Below are 25,101 nucleotides of genomic sequence, written 5' to 3' on the forward strand. Positions count from 1 at the left end.
TTAGTTCACCTCCTTTCCGGTGACTCTCCTGACGACACGGTGAATCGCTTCAGGCTTACTATAGTCACTCTTTGTGGAGTCAATACCATCTTCTCCATACTTGAACTGGACAATAACTCCACGTGTTTCACGTACTGAACCATCGTACTGTACCTCAAGATCCTGCAATGCGTTAACAAGTCTCCTCTGCAGGTAACCTGACTGGGATGTACGGACTGCAGTATCTACAAGACCTTCACGACCACCAATTGCGTGGAAGAAGTATTCTGTTGGGTTAAGTCCGCTCTTGTAACTTGCTTTTACGAAACCGTGGGCATCTGCACCAAGGTCACCCTTGTCAAAGTGTGGGAGTGTCCTTCCTGCATAACCTCTTCTTATCCTTTCACCACGAACCGCCTGTTGTCCTACACAGGCTGCCATCTGGGTAAGGTTAAGCATTGAACCTCTTGCTCCAGACTTTGCCATGAGCACCGCAGAGTTCTCAAGACCGAGCTGCTGACCTGCAATGTTACCTGTCTGGTCCCTGGCTCTACCGAGTTCCTGCATGATCTTCATCTCAATCGTTTCCTCTAGGGTACGTCCTGGCAATGGTTCAAGTTCCTTTGCCTCATAAGCATCAATGAGTTTCTTTACAGAATCTTCAGCTTTACCCAGTAGATTGCCGATCTGGATCTTTGCTGTCTTTGGAATATCTTCATCACTGATGCCGAAACTAAGGCCCGTCTTCATCACACCTCTGATCGCAAGTCTGGTAAAGTCATCTACGAACTTGGCACCAGCTTCGGATCCGTATTCTTTCATAACCTTATCGAGAACCTTGCCCTTGAAAGCACCAATGGCCTGTTCATCAATGGTTCCCTGGAGCATTTCTCCGTCTTCAATGACTACGTAGGCGTCATATTCACAGTCCTTTTTCTTACAGGTCTCACACTTGAAACATGCCTGTGCCGGAAATTCCAGATAGAGCCCCTTTGGAAGGATCTGACTGAAGATCTGCTTTCCGTTCCAGAGCGGATCTCCTTCTTCAGAGTAACTTGCAGGTTCAGGCAGGTCTCTTATGTCGGATTTCCTGAGAAGTTCAAGAGCTGCATTCTTTGTGATCTTGTTCTCGTTCCTTGTAAGGAGGAAAAGACCTGAAATGTGGTCGTGAATACCACCGATGATCGGTCCTCCGAAACGTGGGGAAAGGATGTTTTCCTGTACCTGCATTAGGATGCTGGCTTCTGCTCTTGACTCTTCGGTCTGGAGAACGTGCATGTTCATTTCGTCACCGTCAAAGTCAGCATTGTATGGTGGACATACTGCCGGATTAAGTCTGAATGTCTTGTATGGGAGTACCTTGACCCTGTGAGCCATGATACTCATCTTATGAAGTGAAGGCTGTCTGTTAAAAAGAACAATGTCTCCATCCATGAGCTGTCTTTCAACAGTCCATCCGACCTCTATCTTCTCTGCAAGTTCATCCTTATTGATTTCTGAAACCCTGATACGTCTTCCATCATCACGAATTGCGTAATTTGCACCGGGATGCACTCCGTTCCCGCGCTGTACGTACATGCGGAGTAGTTCAAGATTCCTTGGTGTCACCTTTTCGGGAATTGTCATCTGCATGGCAATTGCAAAAGGCACACCAACCTCATTGATACTGAGATTCGGATCAGGTGATACAACGGTACGCGCCGAGAAATTGACACGTTTACCTGAAAGACTTCCTCTGAAACGTCCTTCCTTACCCTTAAGACGCTGTGTGAGGGTCTTAAGAGGTCTTCCTGATCTGTGTCTTGCAGGAGGCACACCTGATACTTCATTGTCGAAGAATGTTGTAACGTGGTACTGGAGTAGTTCCCACAGGTCCTCAATAATAAGTTGTGGTGCACCAGCGTCCCTGTTCTCCTGGAATCTCTGATTTATTCTGATAATATCTACAAGTTTGTGGGTCAGGTCATCTTCACTGCGCTGACCGGATTCAAGTGTAATTGAAGGTCTGACAGTTACCGGTGGTACCGGAAGAACTGTGAGGACCATCCATTCAGGCCTTGCACTTGAAGGATCCATGCCAAGAACTTTTACATCCTCATCCGGGATGTTCTCGAAACGGTCACGGATCTCGGTTGGTGTAAGCTTGTGGCCGTCTTCAATATAGTCGCTTGGTTTCTCGAACTTGATCTCAAGTTGTTCGGTTGAGCAGTATGGGCATGTCTTTGACTTACGTGCCTCCTTGAATACCTCATTGATGATGTTGTCAGGGAGGTGCCCCATTTCCCTGCATGTTTCAAGCTGTTCAAGGAAATCTCTCTTCTTTTCAGGTTCAAGAAGAAGCCTGCTGCAGTTGCGACACACTGAACGCAGTGTTTTGCGTATTGTCTTGTTAAAACCAACGTGAATAACCGGAGCTACAAGATCAATGTGTCCGAAGTGTCCCGGACATTCTCCTGCACGGCTGCCACATGTCTTACATTTAAGACCCGGGTCGATAACTCCGAGGCGAAGGTCCATAAGACCCATGTCAATAGGATAACCGTCGTCGTCATAGGTGTCAGCAGTAATTATTGCTGTTACGCTCATCTTCCTGACCTCTCTTGGTGAGATCAGGCCGAATTTTATTGCGCCTACTCTTTTTGGAATTGATGGAATATCATTATTCATTTAGAATCACCCCTCACACCGCATCCTCTAGTTGCAGTCTTGGAGCTACACCAAGGGATTTGATTTCGTCAAGCAGCAGTTTGAATGCATAACTCATCTCTACAGGGTGGATGTCAGTCTCAGCACCACAGTTGGCGCAGTATCTTATGTTTCTCTTCCTGTCAAATGTTGCTATCATTCCGCAGTGTCCGCAGACAAGTTCTACTACCTTGTCAGATTCATCAAGCAGTCTTTCCTTCAGTGTCATTGCAGCACCGTGGCCAATAAGCACATCACGCTCCATTTCACCGAAACGCAGACCTCCTTCACGGGCACGACCTTCGGTTGGTTGTCTTGTAAGCACCTGTACTGGTCCACGGGATCTTGCGTGCATCTTTGATGCTACCATATGGTGCAGTTTCTGGTAAAGGATAACTCCTACAAACACATCTGCCTGTATCTTCTTTCCTGTTACACCATCAAAGAAGACTTCCTTTCCTGTATGTGCAAATCCGTGTGTTTTGAGAGCTGCACGAAGATCGTCTTCATTTTCCCCGGAGAATGCAGTTGCATTAACTCTCCTTCCTTCCATTGACCCAACCTTTCCACCGATCATCTCAAGCACGTGACCTACAGTCATACGTGAAGGAATTGCGTGTGGATTGATTACAAGGTCAGGAACCATTCCTTTTTCTGTAAATGGCATGTCAGCAAAAGGCACTATAAGTCCGATAACTCCTTTCTGACCGTGTCTTGATGCGAACTTGTCGCCGATCTCAGGGATTCTCTGGTCTCTTATCTTTACTTTTGCAAGGCGTGTACCGTTAATTGATTCTGTAAGAATTACTGTGTCAACGACTCCTTTCTCGTTGGAACGCATTGTGATAGCACTTTCTCTGCGCTGCTCAACGGTAATTCCGAAATCGGACTGTTCTTCAAGGAAACGTGGCGGACTTGTCTTTCCGATAAGTACGTCATTTGGACCTACCCTTGTTTCAGGGTTCACAAGACCGTCTACATCAAGATTTGCGTATGCTTCAGGGCTACGCGCACCTCTGAACTCGGAGTCAGGAATCTCGAATTTATCTTCCTGTCCGCCAGGATAACGTCTTTCCTCACCCTCGAATGTCCTGAGGAAATGACTTCTTCCAAGCCCTCTCTCAATTGAACCTTTATTGAAAACCAGTGCATCTTCAATATTGTGACCTTCGTAGGACATAACAGCTACAACGAAGTTCTGTCCGGCCGGCCTGTCATCGAAATGAATTGCTTCACAGGTCTGTGTTCTGACCATTGCCCTCTGCGGGTAGTGAAGTATGTGTGCACGTGTGTCCGGTCTTAGCTTGGTATTGGATGTTGAAACACCGATACACTGCTTGACCATGGCTGCACCCATTGTGTTACGTGGGGATGCATTGTGTTCCGGATATGGTACCATTCCTGTACATATTCCCAGCATAAGTCCCGGGTTGATTTCCAGATGGGTGTGTTTCTCTGTAATATCGTCTTTGTAAAGGGCAATGAATGCATTCTCTTCTTCTTCTGAGTCAAGGTATTCTATTTTTCCTGCTTTTGTCATTTCAGAATAGGGAATTTTGCCTTCTGCAAGAAGCTCTATCTCTTCTTCTGATATCAGGGCTTCTCCATTCTTTACAATTATCAGCGGCCTTCTAGCACGACCCATGTCAGTATTGATCAGCACTTCATGTATGTCTTCATAAAATGTTACATTGATCTGGTCAGAGATCATTCCTGATCTGCGTTGCTCTCTCAGGTCCTCTACCAGCTCTGCAGGGTCTGTGTGTGTTCCCACTAATTCTCCATTAAGGAAAACTTTAGCTTCATTCATCGAGAAGGCCTCCCATATCATCTAATGATTCAGAATAATTCGTATACCCGATAGGTTCTGATTTTTTCTCTTGATCTTCTTCTACTGTTGTTATATTTTTCACTTCTATCTCTTCCAGATAGTCATCCAGTTCTTCGTCATATTCAGGAAGCGCTTTCAGTGAAGAGTTAAGGACAGCCTTTACTACACCAAGGTCGTAGAGTACGTTCTTTATCATCTTCTCATCGTCTGTTCCTGTTGAAAGCTCTACCATTTGTGCAAAGTTTTTCACAAGACCACAGTTAGGACCTTCAGGAGTTTCTGACGGACAAAGCCTTCCCCATTGTGTGGGGTGCAGGTCACGGGCTTCGAAGTGTGGCTGTGCTCTTGAAAGTGGGGAAATTACACGACGCAGGTGTGAAAGTGTGGATATGTAATCTGTCCTGTCAAGCAACTGTGAAACACCGGTTCTGCCGCCTACCCAGTTACCTGTTGCAAGTGGGTGCTGAAGCCTGTCTGTGAGTACATCTGCTCTGACAAGCGTGATAACATTGAGCTCACGGTTCCTCATGTTTGCTCTTTCAAGCTGGTATTTGATATCTCTTGAGAGCCTGTTAAAAGCTACCCTGAAGAGATCTTCCATAAGGTCCCCGGTAAGTTTGAGTCTCTTGTTTGAGTAATGGTCCTTATCATCAGGAGTACGCCTTCCAAGTGCCAGTTCGAAACATGATTCGGCCATTCTTCCAAGGAAATTGGCCTTTGCGGCCCTGTCATGAGGTTCATTCCCAAGGTGCGGTAAAAGATATCTGTCAATTACATAGTTCGCACGTTTGATCTGGTAGTCCCTCGCCTGTCCGGAAGCGACCCTTGAACCGATCTTCTCCATCGCATCTTCGATGTTGTCGACCTCTGCTTCCTCAAGATTCTCGAACATGAACTTCATAATCTCCGGATCAGTGGATACAGCTTTTACAAGCTCTTCGTCAGTCTCCACACCCAGCGCCCTCATGAGTGTGATAAAGTTGAGACGTCCGGAAATGGATGGGAATGAAACTTCCAGAAGTGATTTTCTACCTCTTTCTACAACCACTAATGCCCTGTATCCTCTTCTCTGAGAGAATACTTTTGAAACCTCTATGGTGTCTCCGTATCTCTCTCCGAATTCTGTGAGGATCTTGTTTGGAGCAAGGTCTTCCAGAGTCATGACCACACGCTCTGTTCCGTTGATTATGAAATATCCTCCCGGATCAAGCGGGTCTTCTCCGAATTTGACCATCTCTTCCTCCTGGATCTCGGTGAGGTTACATATGTCTGATTTGATCATGACCGGAAGCTGACCTATTTTTGCTTCCTGTGGCTCTTTTTCTTCATCATTCTCGACAACACTCATCTGCAGGTAGAGTGGTGCGGAATAAGAAAGGTTCCTGAGCCTTGCTTCATTAGGATATAGATTTTCTATAGCTCCGTCCGCTTCCTTGACAACGGGATTTTCAACACGGATATTGCCCAGTTTGATATATGTGTCTTCAAGATCTGTCTCGATGATCTTCTGTTCATCGATTATCTTTTGAAGACCTGTCTCCAGAAACTTGTTATAGGAATCTATGTGATGCTGTACGATCTTGTCTTTCGTGAAAAACGAACGTGGGATCTGTCCTTTGGTTAACGCTATGATAGCACCTTCTTTATATGGTTTGTATTATTGCAAAAAAGCCCTTGTATGATTAATGTGAAGATCGCGTTTTAAGCGATCACAAGTCGATAGTAAAATGCTTCGCCGGCGGTCTGGCTGTTACGGGTTATCTTAACGACATCTCCAACCTGTGCCCCAATTTCCTGAATAACGGGATCAACAACCTTTATCTTAGGTAGTTGTTCCTTTTCTATGGCAAATTGCTTTAAAACAGATTTAAGTTCATCTTCCAACATTATCTCATGTTTAGGGATCAACTGGTGGTCGAGCAGGCTAAATTTTCTCAATATATTACTCCTCCCTCAAAAATGTGAACGTGAACACTCCTGTGCAAAAGTGATGGCGGGCTCGTAGGGATTTGAACCCTAGGCCGTCTGGTTAAAAGCCAGACGCTCTGCCTGACTGAGCTACGAGCCCAATTTGGTGGGTGGATTTGCTGAGGCTGCTTCACATTCATCGACTTCGGTGTAGCGGGTGATAAAAGCACTTTTAGTATATATACTTATCGTATGCCCGCAGTATGTTCGAACTTCTATTAGTTCCAATGGTCTACTATTACTTATATCTTATTTATTCAAGTATCTTTAATTTAATCAAAAGCAGAATGTTTATATCTTATTATTAGTCCACTTTACAAAGTAGCTCCCCGGTATTGTTTAATTGATCTCTTTCTAAGGATGCATCTGTTATACTGGTGCTTAATAATATTTTATGTAACAACAGAATCTCGAAAACTTCGATTAAGTCATGTTGTGGCGTTTCCGTTATTCTTAAAAGAAAAAAGGTAAATGACAGGTTTATGTTCCGGTTTCCCAGCCTGCCATATATGCTTCCTGTTCATCGGAAAGCTTGTCAATGCTAATGCCCATTGACATGAGTTTCATTTCAGCAACGCCAACATCAAGTTCATGTGGCACAGCGTGTACTCCATCAGATAGTTTGTTCTCTGCAATATATCTGACACAGAGTGCCTGGTTTGCAAAACTCATATCCATAACTTCTGCAGGGTGGCCATCACCTGCTGCAAGGTTTACAAGTCTTCCGTCAGCAAGCACATAAACACGTTTCTCACCGATCTTGTATTCCTTAATGTTATTTCTCACAGTTCTGACAGAATCTGCCATTGCCTTGAGGTCTTCCAGGTTGATCTCAACATTGAAGTGACCTGCATTTGCAAGGATTGCACCATCGTTTATGACCTCAAAGTCTTCTTTCTTCAGGATGTCTCTGTTACCTGTGGTTGTAAGGAATATATCACCGATCTTTGCAGCCTCTTTCATAGGCATGACACTGTTACCGTCCATGCGTGCTTCCAGTGCTCTTATCGGGTCTATCTCGGTTACAATTACGTTTGCTCCAAGCCCCTTTGCACGCATTGCAGCACCTTTTCCACACCAGCCGTATCCGCCGATAACAACATTCTTACCAGCTACCAGAAGGTTTGTCGTTCTCATGATACCGTCCCATGAGGACTGTCCGGTTCCATAGCGATTATCGAAAAGGAACTTTGTCATTGCATCATTTACTGCAATTACCGGCATCTTAAGAGCACCGTCCCGTTCCATTGCCTTGAGTCTGTGGATACCTGTTGTAGTTTCTTCACAGCCACCAAGGATCTCTGGAAGAAGGTCTGTGCGTTCTGTGTGAAGCTTGAAAATAAGGTCTGCTCCATCATCGATTGTGATGTCAGGCTTAAAGTCAAGTACCTTGTCAATAGCTTCATAGTATTCCTCATTGCAGCAGTCATATTTTGCAAAACACTGGATGCTGTTCTTGTTATGCAAAGCCATTGAAACGTCATCCTGTGTACTAAGAGGATTACATCCTGTAATTGCTACTTCGGCCCCTCCTATTGCAAGTGTTTCAACAAGTGCTGCTGTCTTTGCTTCAACATGAAGTGCCATTGCAACTTTGTGACCTGCAAGAGGTTTTTCCTTTGCAAACTGTTCCCTGATGATATTGAGAACAGGCATGTGATTAAGAACCCAGTCGATCTTCATATTTCCGGATTCTAACATTTCAGTATCAGTCATCTTTAATCTCCAAATTCAAAATTACATTTGATAATAACGTATCTAATATAAGTATAAGCCTTGGTTTCTTAGTTTCCAATTCTTCCAAGAAGGTCTTTTGACTTTTCAATTGCAGTATCTATTACTTCCTGCTCATCCATGGAAAGTACCTTTCCATCTTCCATGAGCACTTTTCCATCAACAATTGTAGCCTTAACATCCTTACCACTTGCAGCATAGACCAGATGTGACGGAACATCATAGACCGGTGTAAGATGAGCTTTGTTCATATCAACAATTATCATGTCAGCATTATAATCTTCCTTCAGCATTCCACTGTTAATCCCAAGTGCCTTTGCACCGTTTACAGTTGCCATCTCAAGTACCTTGCGTGCTGGAAGCACAGTAGGATTCATGGTGCTTACCTTCTGCAAAAGAGCAGCAGACCTCATTTCCTCGAACATATCAAGGTTGTTGTTAGAAGCACAGCCATCAGTTCCAAGACATACATTTGCTCCTGCATCAATAAGTTTTGCAACAGGACAGATTCCGGATGCAAGCTTCATATTACTGTTAGGATTATGGGAAATATTGACACCGTATTCAGCCAGTATTTTGATGTCTCCGTCAGAAAGCCAGACACAGTGTGCAGCAAGAACATCAGTTCCCCAGAAGTCTATTCCCTTCAGGAAGTGTATGGAACACATGCCGAAGTTCTCTTTCATATAGTTGAGTTCAGCCTCAGTCTCAAGTACATGGATATGCTGTTTAACATTATCCTTTACAGCCTGCTCTTTAACTCTGATAAGAAACTCTTTTGAACAGGTGTTTGGTGCATGAGGTCCGTACATGGTGCTTATCCTGCCACCGGCTTTCCCATTCCACTCTTTAACAAAAGCACTGCCAACTTCAAGCTCTTTGTCAGCTTTTTCCTTATCTCCAAAATCGATCATTCCGTAGGAAAGGGCAGCACGGAGTCCGGCTTCACTTACTGCCTGAGCTACCTTGTTCTCATGGATATACATATCTGCAAAAGCAATGGTTCCGGAGCGTATCATTTCAAGACATGCCAGTTTAGTGCCTGCATATATATCATCATCAGTAAGTTTAGCTTCAGCAGGCCATATGTGATTCTCAAGCCAGTCCTGCAGGTGCATGTCATCAGCATAGCCTCTGAAGATTGTCATTCCTGCATGACAATGAGTGTTAACAAGTCCGGGCATAAGGACTGAGCCCTTAGCATCGATGATCTTCTCAGCAGTGCATTCTGTGGAAGTTCCGACTTCCTTTATTTTTCCGTCCTCTACAACAACGACTCCGTTCTCAATGTCTCCTGCTTCCGGGTCCATTGTGAGGATATAAGCATTCTTTATGATAATATCTGCCATTATCTCTCTCCTGATGTCTCTTCTTTTAGCTCTTCCAGATATTTGCGCATAATTGCCAGTCTCTGTTCTGCAATATCTTTAGCTGTTTGTGTATTAAGTCTTTCAGGTATTTTAAAAGGTTTTCTTTCCATGTAATCATAGAAACCATCGAATGGATCTTCCGTATAAGCATTCATGGAAGTTTCCTTTACAGTTCCGATTGTCTCTTTCAAAGCCCTTAACGCTCCCATTGAGACCAATGATCTGAAAATGCCAACAGCACCAAGCGCATCTATCCTGTCAGCATCCTGCAGGATCTGTGCTTCGATAGTTTCTGCCTTCATTCCACGGCTGAAACGATGGGTAAGGATACATGATGTAACATGTTTTATGAGTTCAGCTTCAGCACCATTTTCTGAAAGGAAATCCCTGGCGATCTCTGCACTGTATTCTGCATGATTGCCACCTTCCTTGTGTTCCCTTACAATCCCCACATCGTGAAGAAGCGCTGAAAGGCGAATGACCTGTAAGTCTCCACCTTCTTTTTGCTGAATTCTCATGCAGGTATTTTCAACCCTTTCTATATGTGACATATCATGGGTGCTGGGCTCATTTTCCAGCACCTGTGAGACGAAATCTCTTGTGGTTTCGATCAGACACATGTAAGACCTTTCTCCTCTGCTTTGTTCTTCAGATTTTCCTGCATTGTATAAAGGGCATCAGAAATTGTTACATCATTGTTGAATGAATCCGCAACTTCCTGAAGTTCATCCCTGCTGTGAGTTTTCATATCCTTTGTGAACTGGATCATGTTCCTGAGAGCTCTGGTAACATTGTCCACTATGGTGATGTTAGCTGTCAGCGCTGTTCTGGAAAGAGGGTTCAGGTCAATGGTAATGACAGTTTTTCCCATTTCCACAAGTTTCTGGCACCTGTCACCATCTTCAAGAGGAACCAGCACAACATCCGCACTGAATATACCTTCCTCATCAACGATAGCCCTGTCATGGGAAAGGTCAAGTCGTTTGTCTCCCTTTCCACCAAGGACCACACCAGCACCATGAGCTTTCAGGTGGTCTATAATCTTGTGAACCCTGGCATCACTTCTATGGAACAGGTTCACTTCCAGTCTTGCTCCGGTAACATCTGCAAGAGCCACCATCAGATCAGGCACAAGTGCAGCAGTGTTGCCGTTCACCGATATTATGGCATTGTCTGCGAGAAGGATGTTAGCAACTGCTGCCCTCTCGGCAATGGCTGCTGACTTTGTCGTCTTTTCCCCTATCATGTAATCGAAGGCTTCACCGCGTCCCTGCGCCACAAGTCCCTGCTTGCTGGTGATGCCGATGTTTACGCCTTCAACTATTCTTTCCCTGGTGATGAGAGATTCATACCTGGGATGATCTTTAGGGATGTCTGTCATTCAGTCCGTTTTCTCCTGTCATTCAATTATTTTAGTTGCTTGCATCCAGTATTATTCCCTGGTCAGTTGGTACAAGCATTGTCTGTATTTCCTGTCCCTGCAACATCTGTATGTACTTATAGTTGATGAGATCAGGGTTCTTTGCAAGTTGCTCATTGATGATTCTGAGCGCTTCGGCTTCACCGTATGCTTCTGCAATGGTCGCGTTTGCAACACCATTTGCTTCAATTATCTTCCTTTCAGCTTCAAGCTGTTCTTTCTGCTTTACAAAGATCATTCTCTGGGCATCCTGATCTGCCTGAAGTTTTGCTTCAATAGCCTCGGCAACTCTTGTAGGGAGCACTACGTTTCTGACAAGCACTTCTTCTACAACTATGCCGTCGGTTTCAAGGGAGTTAGCGATATTTGTGAGCATCTCACCCGCAACTACTTCTCTCTCCTCACCATATACCTGCAGTGCTGTCTTTGTGGAAACAACTTCCCTGATGGATGATCTTATTGTAGGGCGTATAATCTTCTCAGCATAATTCGTACCAAGATTCTGGTGAACTTCACTTACTTCATCTGAAAGAAGTCTGTACCTGACTGTAATATCAAGTCCCACAGTAAGACCCTCGACAGTAAGGGCTTTGATCTGGTCATCACCTTCTATCTGTCCCTCGCCTACAACTCCGCTCATTGTGTATGTTTCACTCCTGACAGAGTACTTTGTAACACTCACCCATGGAGGAACAATGTGTAAACCTTCACCGAGTTCATCGTTTTCCACACCGCCGAACTGGTTGAATTTAACGCCAACTTCTCCGGCTCCGACTGATACGAATATCGAGCCAAACATTAATGAGAATATTATCAATATAACAAATATAACTACTATTCCGCGTCCTACCTTGCCAATAATAGGAGCTATTTCATTTATTGGGAATTCCGGTGCCTTTTTAGGAGGTTCGGGTTCCCATTCATCTTCAATAACCATAAAAATCTCTCCAGTAAATAATTCTGAGCGTATAATATCAGGCATAATTGATAATATGCTTTCGCTCAGACGATCCTGATGCTTCCGGTCCGTATCCTGAATCGGTGCACTTCGCCGAATTCTGAAAATACATCTACCAGTTCTGATGCACTGGTCACTGAAGTTATCGAAGGTATTGAGAATACTGCATTGCCAAGCATTGCCTGTGAAGCTATAAATCCTATCTCATCTGCAGCTTCGATTACGTCTCTGACCTTTCCGGTCGCAAGCTCACTATCGATGGCAAAATCTCTTGAGCAGTTCATGAAATTTTTAATAGTAGGCTTTTCAGTGAGCTTTTTCATAGCTTCTTCGCCTGAGATATTGATATTCTCTACCATTTCTGGATTTGAAAGCACAGAGCTGGTGGGCAGTTCTCCAAGAACTACACAACATACCTCTTTCTCTCTTGTGGGTATCTGATCTGTTTCTGCTAGTGAAGGTGCACCAGGTGTTTTTCTGATAGGGATTCCACCATGTGCCTGTCCTGTGACATCCCCGAGTCCACTTCCGTTCTTCACTTCAGCAACATGTGCAATGTCGTTGAGCCGGACTGATGTATATTCAAGTGACAGAGCGTGGTTCAGTGCATATGCAGTTCCAAGTGCTCCTGCTCCCGATGCTCCGAAACCGCATCCTACTGGTATATCTGAAATACTTTCCACTTTTACCGGGAGCTCTGTAATGGATTCAACAACTGTCCTGCTGGTCTCTCCTGATACAATTTCAGCATTGAGGTATATCTCTGTCCTGTCAATGTCTTTTCCTGCCTTTACAGTGGTATAGACTCCTCCATCAAGTACAACACCACAACCAGTTGATCCTTTTTTCATAGGGTCTTCATGGTCATGTATTTGAAAAAAACCTGTAATATGTGCCGGGGCAAAAACCCTGGCCGTTCGAATATCGGTGAACGATTCAAATTGCATTTATATTTCGCCTTTTGATGTCAGAAGTCCCGTGATCTCATCCATAAGGAAATTTGCAATAAGAGTTTTGGACCCTTCTATACTAATATTATCTCTGTCATTGGAGTATAATATAGTAATGCTATTGTTGACAGTTCCCATACCCTCTTTGCTGACTTCATTGGCAACTATCATATCAAGCCCGGAACTTTCAAGTGTCTGCTTTGCTCTTTTGACCAGCTCCTCTTTATCCACGCCAGCCTCAGCCTTGAACCCGACTATTTTCACTTGTGGATATGCCTGCCTTGCTTCTTTTATTAGTTTGCGTGTGTTCCTGAAAGAAAGTTCAAGCCCGCTATCTCCTGATTTGATCTTCTGCTTGCTTGCATCCAGAGTATAATCTGCAATTGCAGCAGAACTTATCAACACATCATAACCCTTTGCAAGTTCGCCAAGCACTGCATCGGTCATCTGGTCAGCAGTTTCAACATGTATCTCATTGATGCCAGTTACTCCAAGCTTGTTCCTATGGACTATGGTTACTTCAGCACCCCTGCGATAAGCTTCAAGTGCAAGTTCGTTCCCGGTCTTTCCAGAAGCCCTGTTAGTGAGAATTCTTATCGGATCGATAGGTTCAGCCGTGGAACCGCTTGTAATGAGTATTTTTTTTCCGCAGAGTGTCTTTTTCCCAATCTCTCTTTCAACCTCAAGCACAATTTCATCATTTCCGGCTATCTTTGCAATTCCTTCCTCGATCCTCGGTCCGATGAAACTGATTCCCCAGCTTTTCATCTTCTCAATGTTCTCCATTACAGCCGGATGGTTGTACATATCTTCATGCATTGCAGGTACTATCATTACAGGTTTACCTGCACCGATGGCTGTGGTTGCAAAGGTTGTTACAGGTGTATCATCTATCCCTGCTGCGATTTTTCCAAGTGTATTGGCTGTTGCCGGAGCGATTAGTAAAAGGTCTGCTCTGCCAAGATTTCCAAAGAACTCTACATGTTCTACCTTTCCGGTAATCTCAGTGATAACTTCATTCCCGGTTGCATAATGCAGGGCCATTGGGTTGATTATCCAACCTGCAGCTTCACTCATAACTGCATAGACTTCTGCTCCCCTGCGGATGAATTCACGTGCAAGTTCCACTGTTCTTACAGCAGCAATGCTGCCTGTGACTGCAAGTACTATTGTCTTGCCTTTAAGAGATTCTGATTTTGTGGATTTAATCCAGAGTGTCGGGTGTTCATTTTGAATCTGAGGCATATTCTGTCCTTATTTGATGAATAAGTGGATTTTAGTATTTAAGTTGGGGAGTTTCAGAGAATTAGTTTGCAAGTATTGTCTATTATGTAACTGAGATCAGTAAGAATCATCCTTCACAATAGATTCTCATGACTTCATCTCTCAACATGGGTGAAATATATGGACTTAATGACCTTTCAGTAACCATATCTACTTTTTTCCCAAGCAGATCTTCAAAATAATTTTCTATTTTTATGTGATATATAAGGCTTTTACTTTTAGAAAGCGTCACCAGAAAATCAATATCACTACTCTCTACCTGTTCTCTTCTTGAGAATGAACCAAAAAGCTCCAGAGAAGCGATATCATTCTGCCTGCAAAGCTCCACCAGGTCTTTTCCAATCTTTCTATCAAGACCCAGGGATTCTGCAAGGTCAAAGGCATTGTTGATCTCAATACTGTTCTTCTTTAATAGCATATTCATCTCTGTATTATCTTTATTTTCTCTTGTTTTAGAGAGGTAGTCATCTTTAGTATCATAATATGTAATTGGTTATCATTCTATTAAATTTTACAGGAATCTATTCTGTATATTGACAAAAGGAGTATCATCTCGCCGAAGGCAGCACGTTCCTACAAGTCTATATAATAGTGTAAAACAAATCCTTTCCATATGAAGATAAATTCATTGTCGATAATTTTCCTAATCACACTCATCCTCCTGACATCCGGCTGTTTAGACAACAGCTCAGATACTCCCGATACAATCGAAAACCCAGATATATCCGAAGTCACAAACACAAATTCTCCAAACACCGCTGACGAACCCACTTCAGAAATGGACTACCGCCAGCAAATGCGTGATTTTGTAATCGGTATCAGCACTTACTCAAAACAGAATAATCCAGATTTCATAATCATCCCACAGAACGGTCAGGAACTTCTGACATCCGGTGGAGAGCCTGATGATCCGTTTGCACAGGATTATATTTCAGCCATTGACGGCGTTGGAAGGGAAGATCTCTTCTTCGGTTATGATGATGAAAACGTAGCAACCGATGAAGAAGATACAGAATATATGGCATCGTTACTGGATATTGCCAGGGACAACGGTGTAGTTGTACTTGTAACCGATTACTGCTGGACTAAATCTTATGTCGATGCTTCATATCGTGAAAATGCAGATAGGGGTTACATCTCATTTGCTGCTGACAGCAGGGACCTTGATACTATCCCTGACTATCCGGCAGAGCCGTACAATGTCAACAGCAATGATATTCGATCTCTTGGTGATGCTGAGAATTTCCTGTATCTCATCAATCCTGAGGAATTTGGCAGCAAGGAAGATTTTCTGGAAAGCTTGTGGGAAACTGACTATGATGTGATTCTTATCGATCTGTTCTTTTATGACCTGCCTCTTACATCTGATGACATAGCTTCCCTGAAAACCAAATCAAATGATGGCTCACGGCTGGTAATCGCATACATGAGTATTGGTGAAACTGAGGACTACCGGTACTACTGGGATGAATCATGGACTGCAGGCTCTCCTGAATGGGTTGAAAATGAGAATCCCGATTGGGAAGGCAACTACAAGGTACGCTACTGGGACGAGGAGTGGCAAGCTGTCATCTATGGAAATGATGATGCGTACCTGGATATGATACTTGATGCGGGATTTGATGGTGTTTATCTTGACATAATCGATGCTTTCGAGTATTTTGAAGATTGAATTCAACAGCCAAAAATAGATATGTATTAATAACATATCCTCAAAAAGACTCACAGCGAGGTCTTTTTATGCGGATAGGTATTAAAAAAATAATAACGATTCTGGCAGTACTCCTGCTGGCAATCTCAGTAACAGGATGCACAGATGATAATGGTAATGACGGTGGGGAAAGTAGCTCATCATCTTCAACAAGTTCTTTAGATATGGATTTCGTGCTTATTGAAGCCGGAAGCTTTGATATGGGCACATCAAAGTATGCTTATTCCCAACCAGTGCACGAAGTGAGACTTGAAAATGATTATTACATTGGCAAGTATGAGGTCACACAGGCACAGTGGGAAGCGGTAATGGGAAGTAACCCGTCAGCAAACCAGGGTGACGATCTCCCGGTAGAAAGCGTATCATGGGAAGAGGTCCAGGAATTCATTGATAAGCTCAATGAGATGGAAGGAACCACAAAATACAGACTTCCAACCGAAGCAGAATGGGAATATGCTGCAGCAGCCGGAACAACAACTCTCTATTCATTTGGTGAAATAGATGAGGACGAAGGTCCATTCCTAAAGGATTATGCATGGTATCAGGAAAACTCATACGAGAATACCCACGAAGTAGGTCAGAAACTTCCAAACCCATGGGGACTTTATGATGTTCACGGTAATGTATGGGAACTGGTGCAGGATAGTTGGGTGGACAATTACGGCAGTGCAAGTGAGGATGGCAGTGCAGTAGATAATGGTGAAGGTTCACTGAGAGTTGCCAGAGGTGGCAGTTACTCAAGCAAGGAAAACGCACTATACACAGCATACAGAAAGAAGCAGGACCCACGTGATGGAGATTCTGCAATAGGTTTCCGTCTTGTGATGGATGCCTGAATCTGAGTTGAATAAATAAATAAATGCTAAACTAACAAATAAACTAAAAATGGACTAAAGCCACTTTGGCTTTAGTTTTGTCTATTTTTATTCAAGCTAAAATTAATCCAAAAATAAAGTGGTTAGTATCTTCCACCAAGATACACATTCCTGATCGCTTCATTTTCAAGGATCTCTTTTCCACCTTCAAGAACAACATTCCCGTCTTCCAGCAGGTATGTCCTGTCTGCAAGTTCGATTGCCTTCTTTGCATTCTGCTCAACTATCAGCATGGAAATACCCTCATCCCTGAGGCTTGCTATTGTTGCAAACAATTCCTGCTGCAATTTAGGACTAAGTCCGAGGGAAGGTTCATCCATAAGCAGAAGCGAAGGTCGTTGCATAAGACTTCTTCCAAGAGCAAGCATCTGCTGCTGTCCGCCGCTTAAAGTATAAGCCAGCTCATTCTCCTTTGTTTTAAGATCAGGGAATTTTGTATATACTTTTTCCAGTCCATCCTGCACGGTGCCAGGGTCAAATATCTGGTCAGCACCAATGGTCAGGTTCTCTCTCACAGTCAGGTTGGTGAAATTGATCTTACCCTGATTCAGGTAACTGATTCCCAGTTTAATTATCTCATGGGTTTTAAGGGATGTAATATCCTGTCCTTTGAAAGTAATATTTCCTGAAGTTACATCTGAAATATTGAACACGGATTTAATCACAGTACTTTTTCCGGCACCGTTTGGTCCGATGAGTGCAACAATCTCATTCTCACCGACTTCAATGTCTATACCTTTCAGTACCCTGAGTTCACCGTATCCTGAATGGAGGTCTTTTATGTCCAGCATTCTATCTCCTCCTCATCTCCGCAGTTCCCAAGATACGCAGCCAGCACATAAGGGTCATTCTGTATCTCTTCAGGACTTCCTTCTGCAATTACTTTACCTGCATCCATAACAAAAATATGGTCCACAAGGTCCATGACAAAGTTCATATCATGCTCTATCAGCAATATGCTCTCTCCACGATTGTTCAGTTCCCGGAGGATATTCTTTATGGAATCTCTGAGTCGGGGGTTAACACCAGCCACAGGTTCATCAAGCATCAGAAGAGAATGCGGTTTTGCAATTCCGATGGCAAGATCCAGAAGTTTTCGCTGTCCGTAACTAAGGTCAGTTGCATAGGTTTCCAGCGGCTTGTCAAGCCCTACTATTTCCATAACCTCCTGTATCTTCTCAGATTCTACATCCTTTGTTCTGAAGAGATTTGACAGCAACCTCTCATCGGAGTCTGACAAAGCTATCTGGAGATGTTCCCTGATGGTCAGGTTCTGGAACAGTTTCACATCCTGAAACGTCCTTGAGATTCCAAGCTTTGAAAGTTCATAGTCTTTCAGAGAAGTAACATCCTGTCCATCAAATTCAATTGTACCACTATCGGGGTCTATAAGCTTGGAAATAACATTGAACATTGTGGTCTTACCGGAACCGTTCGGTCCGATTATGGCGGTTATTTTGTTCTTCTTAACAGTAAAACTGCATCCTTGAATCGCTTTAATCCCGCCAAAGCTTTTGTGGATGTCCTTGCATGAGAGAATCATTCCAGATCCACCTTCCCGAATATTCCTCTTGGTCTTATCATAAGTATGGCTATCAATATCATTGCGTAAAGGGCCTGCCTAACAGGTCCGAGCACAGAGGCCGGAAGTTCCAGCATTTTCAGCATCTCCGGCACATAGATTATAACAATTGTAGCCACAATGCTGCCCTTTATGGATGCAAGCCCACCAACTATCACTATTGTAAGAATGAGGATAAGCTCAGCGATGTAGAATGACGTCGGGTCGATAAAAGTAATGTAGTGTGCATACAGGCTTCCTGAAACACCTGCAAAGAATGCTGATGTCATCATTGCCTTGTATTTCAGGGCAAATGTATTCTTTCCCAGTACCCTGAGATTGACCGCATTATCCCTGTTCGCTTCAAGTAATTTTCCAAATGGTGAATTGACCATTCTGTACATTATGAATACTGAAATTGCACAGACTGCCATCACGAATATGAGATACTGGTCATTTGTCCTGATGGTAAGTCCGAGTATGGATGGTTTTGGTATTCCCGGAATTCCCATGGCACCTCGTGTTATATCTCTAAGGTTGAGCAACAGTGAATAGACTACGAAACTGAAACCCAGGGTCGCCATTGCCATGTAATCTCCTTTCAGTTTGTCCGTTGCTTTTACGAGCAGATATCCGAAAACAGATGCAAATAAACCTGCAATGATCACAGCTGCAATATATGGCAGTCCTTCAATTGCCAGAAGTGCGGATGTGTATGCGCCTATTCCGAAAAAGGCTACATGTCCGAGGTTCAGTAGTCCGGTGTAACCAAGTGCCAGATTCAGGCTTACTGCCAGTATAATATAGATGAAAATAAGGATGAATATGTGGGTCTGGTATGCGGAGATTATCATTTGTCAAACCTCCCTTCCTTCTTACCCAGAATTCCATTGGGTTTGAACAGCAGGAACAGGAACAACATGGAAAATGCGATTGCATCTTTGTACCCTGATGGTAGTACAAGTATGCCCAGATTCTCCGCCATCCCTAGCAGGAATGAGCCTACAATTGATCCCGGTACGTAGTTTATTCCACCGATCACAGCTCCGGTGAAACCCTTGATCATGAGATTCGTTCCCATGAAAGGTGAAAGGTTCTGTTCAAGTGCCACAAGTATACCAGCAACTCCGGCAAGTGCGGAGCCTATGAGAAAAGAAATGTCTGATATTCTTATGTGGTTTATTCCCACAATGCTTGCAAGTTCACTATTATTTGAGACTGCACGCATATTCCTTCCTGTTTTTGTTTTCTGCATGAACTGGTAAAGAAGTATGAAAATGATCAAAGAAATGATAAGTATAACAATCTGGAGCAGGGTCATTGTTACTCCTGCAAAGGTGATTCCTTTTGAGACTTCAATGTACCCGACAAGTTTTACTCCTGAGCCAAATGCTATCTGGATCACGTTCTGGAAAAATGTGAGTATGCCAATGCTGGCTATAAGAAGAATTACGTTAGAAGCTCCTTTTTTTTGCAACGGAAGGTAGATGAGTCGATACATTGCGAGTCCAAAAATAGCTGAAAGAATGACAGTTATTATGCAGGTGACGTAAAATGGAATTCCTACAAGGCTGAAAAGCCAGTAGACCATATAACCCGCAGCAACCACACTGATGCCGTGGGCAAAATGCATGAAATTATTTGTAGAATAGATCAGAGAGTATCCTGATGCCACAAGTGCGTATATTGAACCTGTGATAAGCCCGTTGATTATGGATTGTGCCAGTAGTGCTATTGTTTTACCCCCTAAGGATGTTTTTATTTCGTTTTTCAATAAAAGGTGGTAGAGGATTTTACTCCTCTAGCGTAACAAAAGCTCCATCCTGGACTTCTACCAGTACATATCCTCCTGCAACGTCTCCATTCTCATCGAATTTGATGTGGCCTGAAGCACCATCGAATTCCATCTCATAGAGTGCGTCCTTTATTTCTTCACCTGTGGTTGCACCGCCTTCGATTGCCATTATTATTGCAGTTGCTCCGTCATATGCCTGAGCCGCAAAGGCTGGTGGTTCAACACCATATTCTTCCATGTATTTCTGCTTGAATTCCTCGGATTCAGGGCTTACGGATGTAATTGTAACTCCTTCAACAGAGTCTCCAAGTTCAAGTATTGATGCAACCTTAAGGCCTTCAGAACCATAAACATCTGCATCAATTCCTATTTCGGTAACCTGACGCAGCAGTGCCACACTTGAGTCTGGTGTGTTACTTACAATGAATAATGCTTCAGGTTCAGCATCCTTGATCTTTGTAAGCTGGGTTCTCATATCTGATGAACCGGCTTCGTAGGTTTCGTCTGCAACGATCTCTCCACCAAGTTCTGTGAACTCATCTGTGATAATGGTTGCAAGACCGTTTCCGTACTGGTCGTTGGTGTAAAGCAGTGCAAGCTTTGTGTAACCTGCGTCGCTCAGTGTTTGTGCTGCAAAGATCCCCTGTCCGTCATCTCCCGGGATTGTCCTGAAAATATAATCTCCCGCAGTTGATACGTCTGTGCTGGTTGATGCAGGTGAGATAAGTACAACTTGGTTCTGCTCTGCAATTGGTGCAGCAGCAAGGGTAGCTGCGGAAATAAGATCACCGACTACTGCCTGAACGTTGTCAACACTCACCATTTTGTTCATAGCTGTTGCAGCTTCCTTTGTTTCGGATTTAGTATCCTCGGTCACAACCTCCACATTTGAAAGGTTTGCCTCGTTAAATGCAAGCATGGCCCCATCCTTTGCAGCATTGCCGTATTCGGCTGCACCACCTGTGTATGGTCCCATGATTCCAACAACTATCATGTCGCTTTCTGTGTCTTCTGTTGTTTCTTCGGTATCTGCACAACCTGCCGTCAGCAGAAGTCCCATAATAACTAACATTACAATAACTACTTTGAATGTTCTCATGATTTCGCTCCTCTTTTTGTAATAAAATGCAATAAAACGTTTTTTGTAGCTCTATATATCTCTTTTGCATTTATATAGATGAAAATTTCCACACTGTACTCATATATTTTTCAAATGTAACTTTAGATTTATTTGTTTTCAGAACAAATCGACAGATTATTTATCATGTAAGTTTCTATTTCAGTTGAAATGATAGAAAAGGAAAAAGTTGTTGGCAATATCAGCTCCCTTTTCAATAAATATTCCGGAAAAGAGGAGCTTGAGACTGAAATAAACCGCTTGCAATCACACATCGTTGAGCTTGAGCTGGATGTGAGGACGGCCAATATAAGATATGGGAAAAGTGCCGAGTCTGAAAAAAAGGCAATTGCAGCAAAACAGGAGGCAGAAGAAAAACTGAATTCTCTGGAAATAAGGCTCAAAACCCTTGAGCATGAGGTAGAAAAAGAACGTAATGATGCCCCTGCATCTATCTCATTCACCTTCAATGATGAATTTAGTAAACAACAAACAGCAAATTTCCTGAATTCCCTGTCAACGATCAGATACAATGATCCGGTGCTTATTACAATGTATATTGCTGCAAACGAAAGTCCTGCCGGCATAAAAGAATATGGAATTCTTTCAGACAACGTGGATAGCGAAACCCTGGCTCTCGCAGAAAAACTGGATTCAAACACGGGTTTGGTGTTATTCCATTCTCCAAATCACATGATAAATGAGATTCTTGTGCCACCATTACCACTGGAAAAATCATCATGGGGTGCAGATAATAAGTTTGATATTTCAGTAATTTCGGAGTTACTAAATAAGGATGCAGGTATTTGCGTGCTTGTAGCTCATGCAGGTGAATCATTCACAGGATTTTCCTTTGATTCTCAGGATTTTGATTCCTTCCAGATGATAAAGACAAGTGTCAAGGCTAAACATTCCAAAGGCGGTTTCAGTCAGAGACGCTTTGAAAGGTTGCGGGATGAGGATATCGCACACCATATCGATAAAGTAAGACTTGCCCTAAAAGATCTTCTTGATGAATTCAGAGACAGCATTGACTATCTGATTCTTGCAGGTGATCTTCCTCTTGCAAAAGAAATTGCTTCGGATTTTCCTTTTGATATTCCTCAGGTCCACTCTCCATCAGATGTTCGTATCGAAAAACATAATATCTCCGGCATAATGAAACAGTTAATGACCTGTCGCAGATACAGACTATGATCATGAGGTTGCTTTAATGCTAAGTAAAGAGGAACTTTGCGGAATAATCGATGCTTTAGGTGCCCTGACACTTGATGAGATATACCATGTAACAAAAGAACTTTCTCTGCTGAAAGGAGGAATTCCTCCTTCAATGCTTTCTATTAAGGATATATGTTCAGAATCTGAAAAGGAACATCTTATTGTAGCTGTCTCCCGGGAAGAGGTCACAGGACCGTCATGTGAAGGTGCCAGTACTGTTTCACAGAATTCGGATGAAGAAAATAGTACTTTAATGTATTATATCTCAGGCCCGAATGCATTTCCTGAAGTTCCTTTCGAACTCAGCGAAGTTATCGACATTCTCGAATTGAAAAAACGGGAAGTGGATCTCAGCAGCGTGGCTTCCAGACTGAACAGAAATCTTCATCGCAGGATAAAGAATCTTGAAAACAAGATAAGTTCTGTCAGCTCTGCAAAGTTACATGAAAAAGATCTTGAAAATCTGGAGTACCGGTATAGCGATATACTGAACCAGTATTATGATTACACTTTCTGGTTGCCTGATGATATGTCTGATCTGGAAGACGAGATACAGGAACTAAGTTCCAGGATAGAATCCCTGAAGGCGGCACAAGGTATTTGACTTTTAGGTATTATCTGGTACATATATGGCAAGAGACAGGCGTGACAAATATTACTGGAAAGCCAAAGATGAAGGTTTTCGCTCCAGAGCAGCCTATAAGCTTTTTCAGATAAATGATAAACATCATGTTATTAATGAAGATGACACCGTGGTAGACCTGGGAGCAGCTCCCGGTGGATGGTGTGAAGTTGCAAAGCAGTTGTCAGGTGGGCGAGTTGTAGGAGTCGATCTCAGGAGAATATCGCCAATTGAAGGTGTAGAGACCATAGTTGGGGATATCACTTCCGACAGGACAATTGCGAAAATACTTGATATGGTTGGTCATGAAGGAGCAGATGCGGTAATCTGTGATGCAGCACCAAACTTAAGCGGTAACTGGAGTTATGATCATGCACGTTCTATTGACCTGACAAGGTCAGCTCTTGGATGTGCAAAAAAGATTCTGAAGCCAGGTGGACATTTTGTAGTAAAGGTGTTCCAGGGTGATATGTTCAAAGAGTTTCTGGATGAGGTAAAAGATAATTTCACTTACACACGTTCTTATTCTCCCAAAGCTTCAAGGTCTCAGAGTGCTGAAATATATGTTGTCGGTAAGAAATTCCTTACAGCTCCTGTAAGACGCGGAGATGAATTTGAAGTTGATATAACAGAGCTTGGTTCCAGTGGTGATGGTGCAGTTCTGATAGATAACTTTGTTGTTTTTGTAAAAGGTGTGCAGATTGGTGATCATGTCAGAATCAAGATAAATGATGTGAAACCAAACTTTGCATTTGCGGAAGTTATAGAGTAAATTACTGATTGTTTGGCTTAATTATGTAAATTCATGATGCAGCCATCATCAATTATATATTTATGCCATTAAGTAATGTATTTTTTATAGTGCGTGTGCAATTATACTAGTATTACTTGCAGTATTTTCTTAAACATAAAACTTGCATGGGCATTTTGAGTAAGCATCTGGAAATTTATGTCTATGAACTGTGAAGCCCCAGAACCGGAATCTTCCCCAAAGAAAAAACCACTTGTATATGCTGGTGTTGGCATTCTTATTGTGCTTATTGCAGGATATATTTTTTTTGGAGATTATATTCAGGAGCAGAGGACACTTAATGCTATCGATTCTCTATGGGAGCAGGCATCACAGTTACGTGATGAAGGAGATTATGATTCTGCACTTGAAGTCTACAATTCTGTTTTTAACCTGATATCTTCAAGAGATTTCCCATTGGAGTATGGGATGAATCATTACTACAGAGGAGGTACTTACGAAGATATGGCATCTTATGATCCGGAAAATGCTTCAAGCCACTTGCAGAATAGTATCTATGCCTATGATTATTCCCTGAAGTTCATAACGGAGGAAGAGTACCCTGCCGAATATTTCAGGGTACAATACAGTCTTGGTGATGCTTACCTCAAATTATACGCTTCCAGGAAAGATGTAAATGATCTGAACACTGCAATTAACTACTATAATAATGCACTGAGCTATTATTCCATAGCATTGGACCCTATTTACTTTGCTTCTATTAACAATAAGCTTGGCAATGCTTGGCGTAAGAAAGGTAATATTGAAAACAATTCGGATTACCTTCAGAAATCACTATCATCTTATGAAGAATCACTCAGGGTATTCAGGGAAGAGGTATATTCTCTGGAGTATGCAGGTGTTCAGAACAATCTTGGAAATCTCTACCTTGAACTGTCCTCTTACGGAAATGAAAAAACAAACATAGAGAATGCTATTACTTCTTTTAATAATGCTCTCAAAGTGTATACAATAGAAACCCGTCCGATAGAATATGCTACAGTTCAGAACAATCTTGGAAATGCATGGTTTGAACTGTCAGAACTGGAAAATAAGGAAAATAATGTGGAAAAGGCAGTTAAGGCTTACAACGAGGCTTTAAAGGTGTTTACCATTAGTCTCTTCCCTGTTGAGCACGATGGTGTTATTCACAACATCGCACGGGCCTACAAGAGCCTCTGATTCCTACTGGACTATGAAAAACGCAGAAAATGATTTTGCCATATAATGACT

General features: G+C 42.9%; 23 protein-coding genes and 1 tRNA gene. 6 read left to right on the forward strand and 18 right to left on the reverse strand.

Going from position 1 to position 25,101, the window contains the following annotated elements; all coding sequences use genetic code 11:
- From J2746_RS08020 to J2746_RS08080, 13 genes are all read right to left on the reverse strand, one after another.
- The gene (locus J2746_RS08020; RefSeq protein WP_209618832.1) at positions 1-2,646 is read right to left on the reverse strand and encodes a DNA-directed RNA polymerase subunit A'; all 2,646 of its coding nucleotides are present in this window, start codon (positions 2,644-2,646) and stop codon (positions 1-3) included.
- Between the two features lie 13 nt (positions 2,647-2,659).
- Positions 2,660-4,474 carry a DNA-directed RNA polymerase subunit B gene (gene rpoB / locus J2746_RS08025; RefSeq protein ID WP_209618835.1) on the reverse strand — a complete coding sequence of 605 codons (1,815 nt, stop codon included), beginning with the start codon at positions 4,472-4,474 and terminating at the stop codon, positions 2,660-2,662.
- On the reverse strand, positions 4,467-6,104 hold the full coding sequence (locus J2746_RS08030; protein WP_209619105.1) for a DNA-directed RNA polymerase subunit B'': 1,638 nt from the start codon (positions 6,102-6,104) through the stop codon (positions 4,467-4,469). Before J2746_RS08030 ends, rpoB begins: the two co-directional genes overlap by 8 nt.
- Positions 6,105-6,196: 92 nt before the next feature.
- Positions 6,197-6,433, reverse strand: coding sequence for a DNA-directed RNA polymerase subunit H (locus J2746_RS08035; RefSeq protein ID WP_209618838.1), 237 nt, complete (start codon positions 6,431-6,433; stop codon positions 6,197-6,199).
- A gap of 53 nt (positions 6,434-6,486) precedes the next feature.
- Positions 6,487-6,563: transfer RNA gene (locus J2746_RS08040), tRNA-Lys, on the reverse strand.
- 380 nt (positions 6,564-6,943) lie between these two features.
- A complete protein-coding gene (locus J2746_RS08045; RefSeq protein ID WP_209618841.1) occupies positions 6,944-8,179 on the reverse strand; it encodes an adenosylhomocysteinase in 1,236 nt (411 codons plus the stop codon).
- A 68-nt stretch (positions 8,180-8,247) separates the two neighbouring features.
- Complete coding sequence (locus J2746_RS08050) at positions 8,248-9,546, reverse strand: amidohydrolase family protein (RefSeq protein ID WP_209618844.1); 1,299 nt, start codon at positions 9,544-9,546, stop codon at positions 8,248-8,250.
- Positions 9,546-10,187, reverse strand: coding sequence for an HD domain-containing protein (locus J2746_RS08055; protein ID WP_209618848.1), 642 nt, complete (start codon positions 10,185-10,187; stop codon positions 9,546-9,548). The genes J2746_RS08050 and J2746_RS08055 overlap by 1 nt, the downstream gene beginning before the upstream one ends.
- Positions 10,178-10,948, reverse strand: a complete 771-nt coding sequence (locus J2746_RS08060) for a 4-phosphopantoate--beta-alanine ligase (RefSeq protein ID WP_209618851.1) — start codon at positions 10,946-10,948, stop codon at positions 10,178-10,180. Before J2746_RS08060 ends, J2746_RS08055 begins: the two co-directional genes overlap by 10 nt.
- Positions 10,949-10,979: 31 nt before the next feature.
- Entirely contained in the window at positions 10,980-11,924 is a 945-nt protein-coding gene (locus tag J2746_RS08065) for a prohibitin family protein (protein ID WP_209618854.1), read from the reverse strand.
- Between the two features lie 65 nt (positions 11,925-11,989).
- On the reverse strand, positions 11,990-12,892 hold the full coding sequence (locus J2746_RS08070; RefSeq protein ID WP_209618858.1) for a pantoate kinase: 903 nt from the start codon (positions 12,890-12,892) through the stop codon (positions 11,990-11,992).
- Positions 12,893-14,140, reverse strand: a complete 1,248-nt coding sequence (gene coaBC, locus J2746_RS08075; protein ID WP_209618861.1) for a bifunctional phosphopantothenoylcysteine decarboxylase/phosphopantothenate--cysteine ligase CoaBC — start codon at positions 14,138-14,140, stop codon at positions 12,893-12,895.
- 106 nt (positions 14,141-14,246) lie between these two features.
- Complete coding sequence (locus tag J2746_RS08080; RefSeq protein WP_209618864.1) at positions 14,247-14,597, reverse strand: nucleotidyltransferase family protein; 351 nt, start codon at positions 14,595-14,597, stop codon at positions 14,247-14,249.
- Positions 14,598-14,792: 195 nt separating this feature from the next.
- Between J2746_RS08080 and J2746_RS08085 the strand changes: the two genes are divergently transcribed.
- Together J2746_RS08085 and J2746_RS08090 are read left to right on the forward strand one after the other, a co-directional pair.
- Positions 14,793-15,851, forward strand: coding sequence for an endo alpha-1,4 polygalactosaminidase (locus J2746_RS08085; RefSeq protein ID WP_209618866.1), 1,059 nt, complete (start codon positions 14,793-14,795; stop codon positions 15,849-15,851).
- Between the two features lie 68 nt (positions 15,852-15,919).
- Positions 15,920-16,726 carry a formylglycine-generating enzyme family protein gene (locus J2746_RS08090; RefSeq protein WP_209618869.1) on the forward strand — a complete coding sequence of 269 codons (807 nt, stop codon included), beginning with the start codon at positions 15,920-15,922 and terminating at the stop codon, positions 16,724-16,726.
- A gap of 122 nt (positions 16,727-16,848) precedes the next feature.
- On the opposite strand, the gene J2746_RS08095 is transcribed toward J2746_RS08090, so the two are convergent.
- Genes J2746_RS08095 through J2746_RS08115 form a run of 5 tightly spaced genes read right to left on the reverse strand, consistent with a single transcriptional unit; the run spans position 16,849 to position 21,220 of the window.
- Positions 16,849-17,556, reverse strand: coding sequence for an ABC transporter ATP-binding protein (locus tag J2746_RS08095; protein ID WP_209618872.1), 708 nt, complete (start codon positions 17,554-17,556; stop codon positions 16,849-16,851).
- Positions 17,544-18,308: an ABC transporter ATP-binding protein gene (locus J2746_RS08100; protein WP_209618874.1), complete on the reverse strand. Its 765-nt coding sequence runs from the start codon at positions 18,306-18,308 to the stop codon at positions 17,544-17,546. Before J2746_RS08100 ends, J2746_RS08095 begins: the two co-directional genes overlap by 13 nt.
- Positions 18,305-19,180: a branched-chain amino acid ABC transporter permease gene (locus tag J2746_RS08105; RefSeq protein ID WP_209618876.1), complete on the reverse strand. Its 876-nt coding sequence runs from the start codon at positions 19,178-19,180 to the stop codon at positions 18,305-18,307. The genes J2746_RS08100 and J2746_RS08105 overlap by 4 nt, the downstream gene beginning before the upstream one ends.
- Entirely contained in the window at positions 19,177-20,100 is a 924-nt protein-coding gene (locus J2746_RS08110) for a branched-chain amino acid ABC transporter permease (RefSeq protein WP_209618877.1), read from the reverse strand. The genes J2746_RS08105 and J2746_RS08110 overlap by 4 nt, the downstream gene beginning before the upstream one ends.
- A gap of 19 nt (positions 20,101-20,119) precedes the next feature.
- Entirely contained in the window at positions 20,120-21,220 is a 1,101-nt protein-coding gene (locus tag J2746_RS08115) for an ABC transporter substrate-binding protein (protein ID WP_209618878.1), read from the reverse strand.
- A gap of 189 nt (positions 21,221-21,409) precedes the next feature.
- On the opposite strand from J2746_RS08115, the gene J2746_RS08120 reads away from it, so the two are divergent.
- The 4 genes from J2746_RS08120 to J2746_RS08135 all read left to right on the forward strand — a co-directional run bounded on the left by J2746_RS08120 (position 21,410) and on the right by J2746_RS08135 (position 25,050).
- A complete protein-coding gene (locus tag J2746_RS08120) occupies positions 21,410-22,435 on the forward strand; it encodes a Vms1/Ankzf1 family peptidyl-tRNA hydrolase (protein ID WP_209618879.1) in 1,026 nt (341 codons plus the stop codon).
- A gap of 16 nt (positions 22,436-22,451) precedes the next feature.
- The gene (locus J2746_RS08125; protein ID WP_209618880.1) at positions 22,452-23,060 is read left to right on the forward strand and encodes a DUF7109 family protein; all 609 of its coding nucleotides are present in this window, start codon (positions 22,452-22,454) and stop codon (positions 23,058-23,060) included.
- Between the two features lie 25 nt (positions 23,061-23,085).
- Complete coding sequence (locus J2746_RS08130; protein ID WP_209618881.1) at positions 23,086-23,850, forward strand: 23S rRNA (uridine(2552)-2'-O)-methyltransferase; 765 nt, start codon at positions 23,086-23,088, stop codon at positions 23,848-23,850.
- Between the two features lie 183 nt (positions 23,851-24,033).
- On the forward strand, positions 24,034-25,050 hold the full coding sequence (locus J2746_RS08135; RefSeq protein ID WP_209618883.1) for a tetratricopeptide repeat protein: 1,017 nt from the start codon (positions 24,034-24,036) through the stop codon (positions 25,048-25,050).
- Positions 25,051-25,101 lie beyond the last annotated feature (51 nt).

This window comes from Methanolobus bombayensis (assembly GCF_017873415.1).
In the GTDB taxonomy this organism is placed as follows: domain Archaea; phylum Halobacteriota; class Methanosarcinia; order Methanosarcinales; family Methanosarcinaceae; genus Methanolobus; species Methanolobus bombayensis.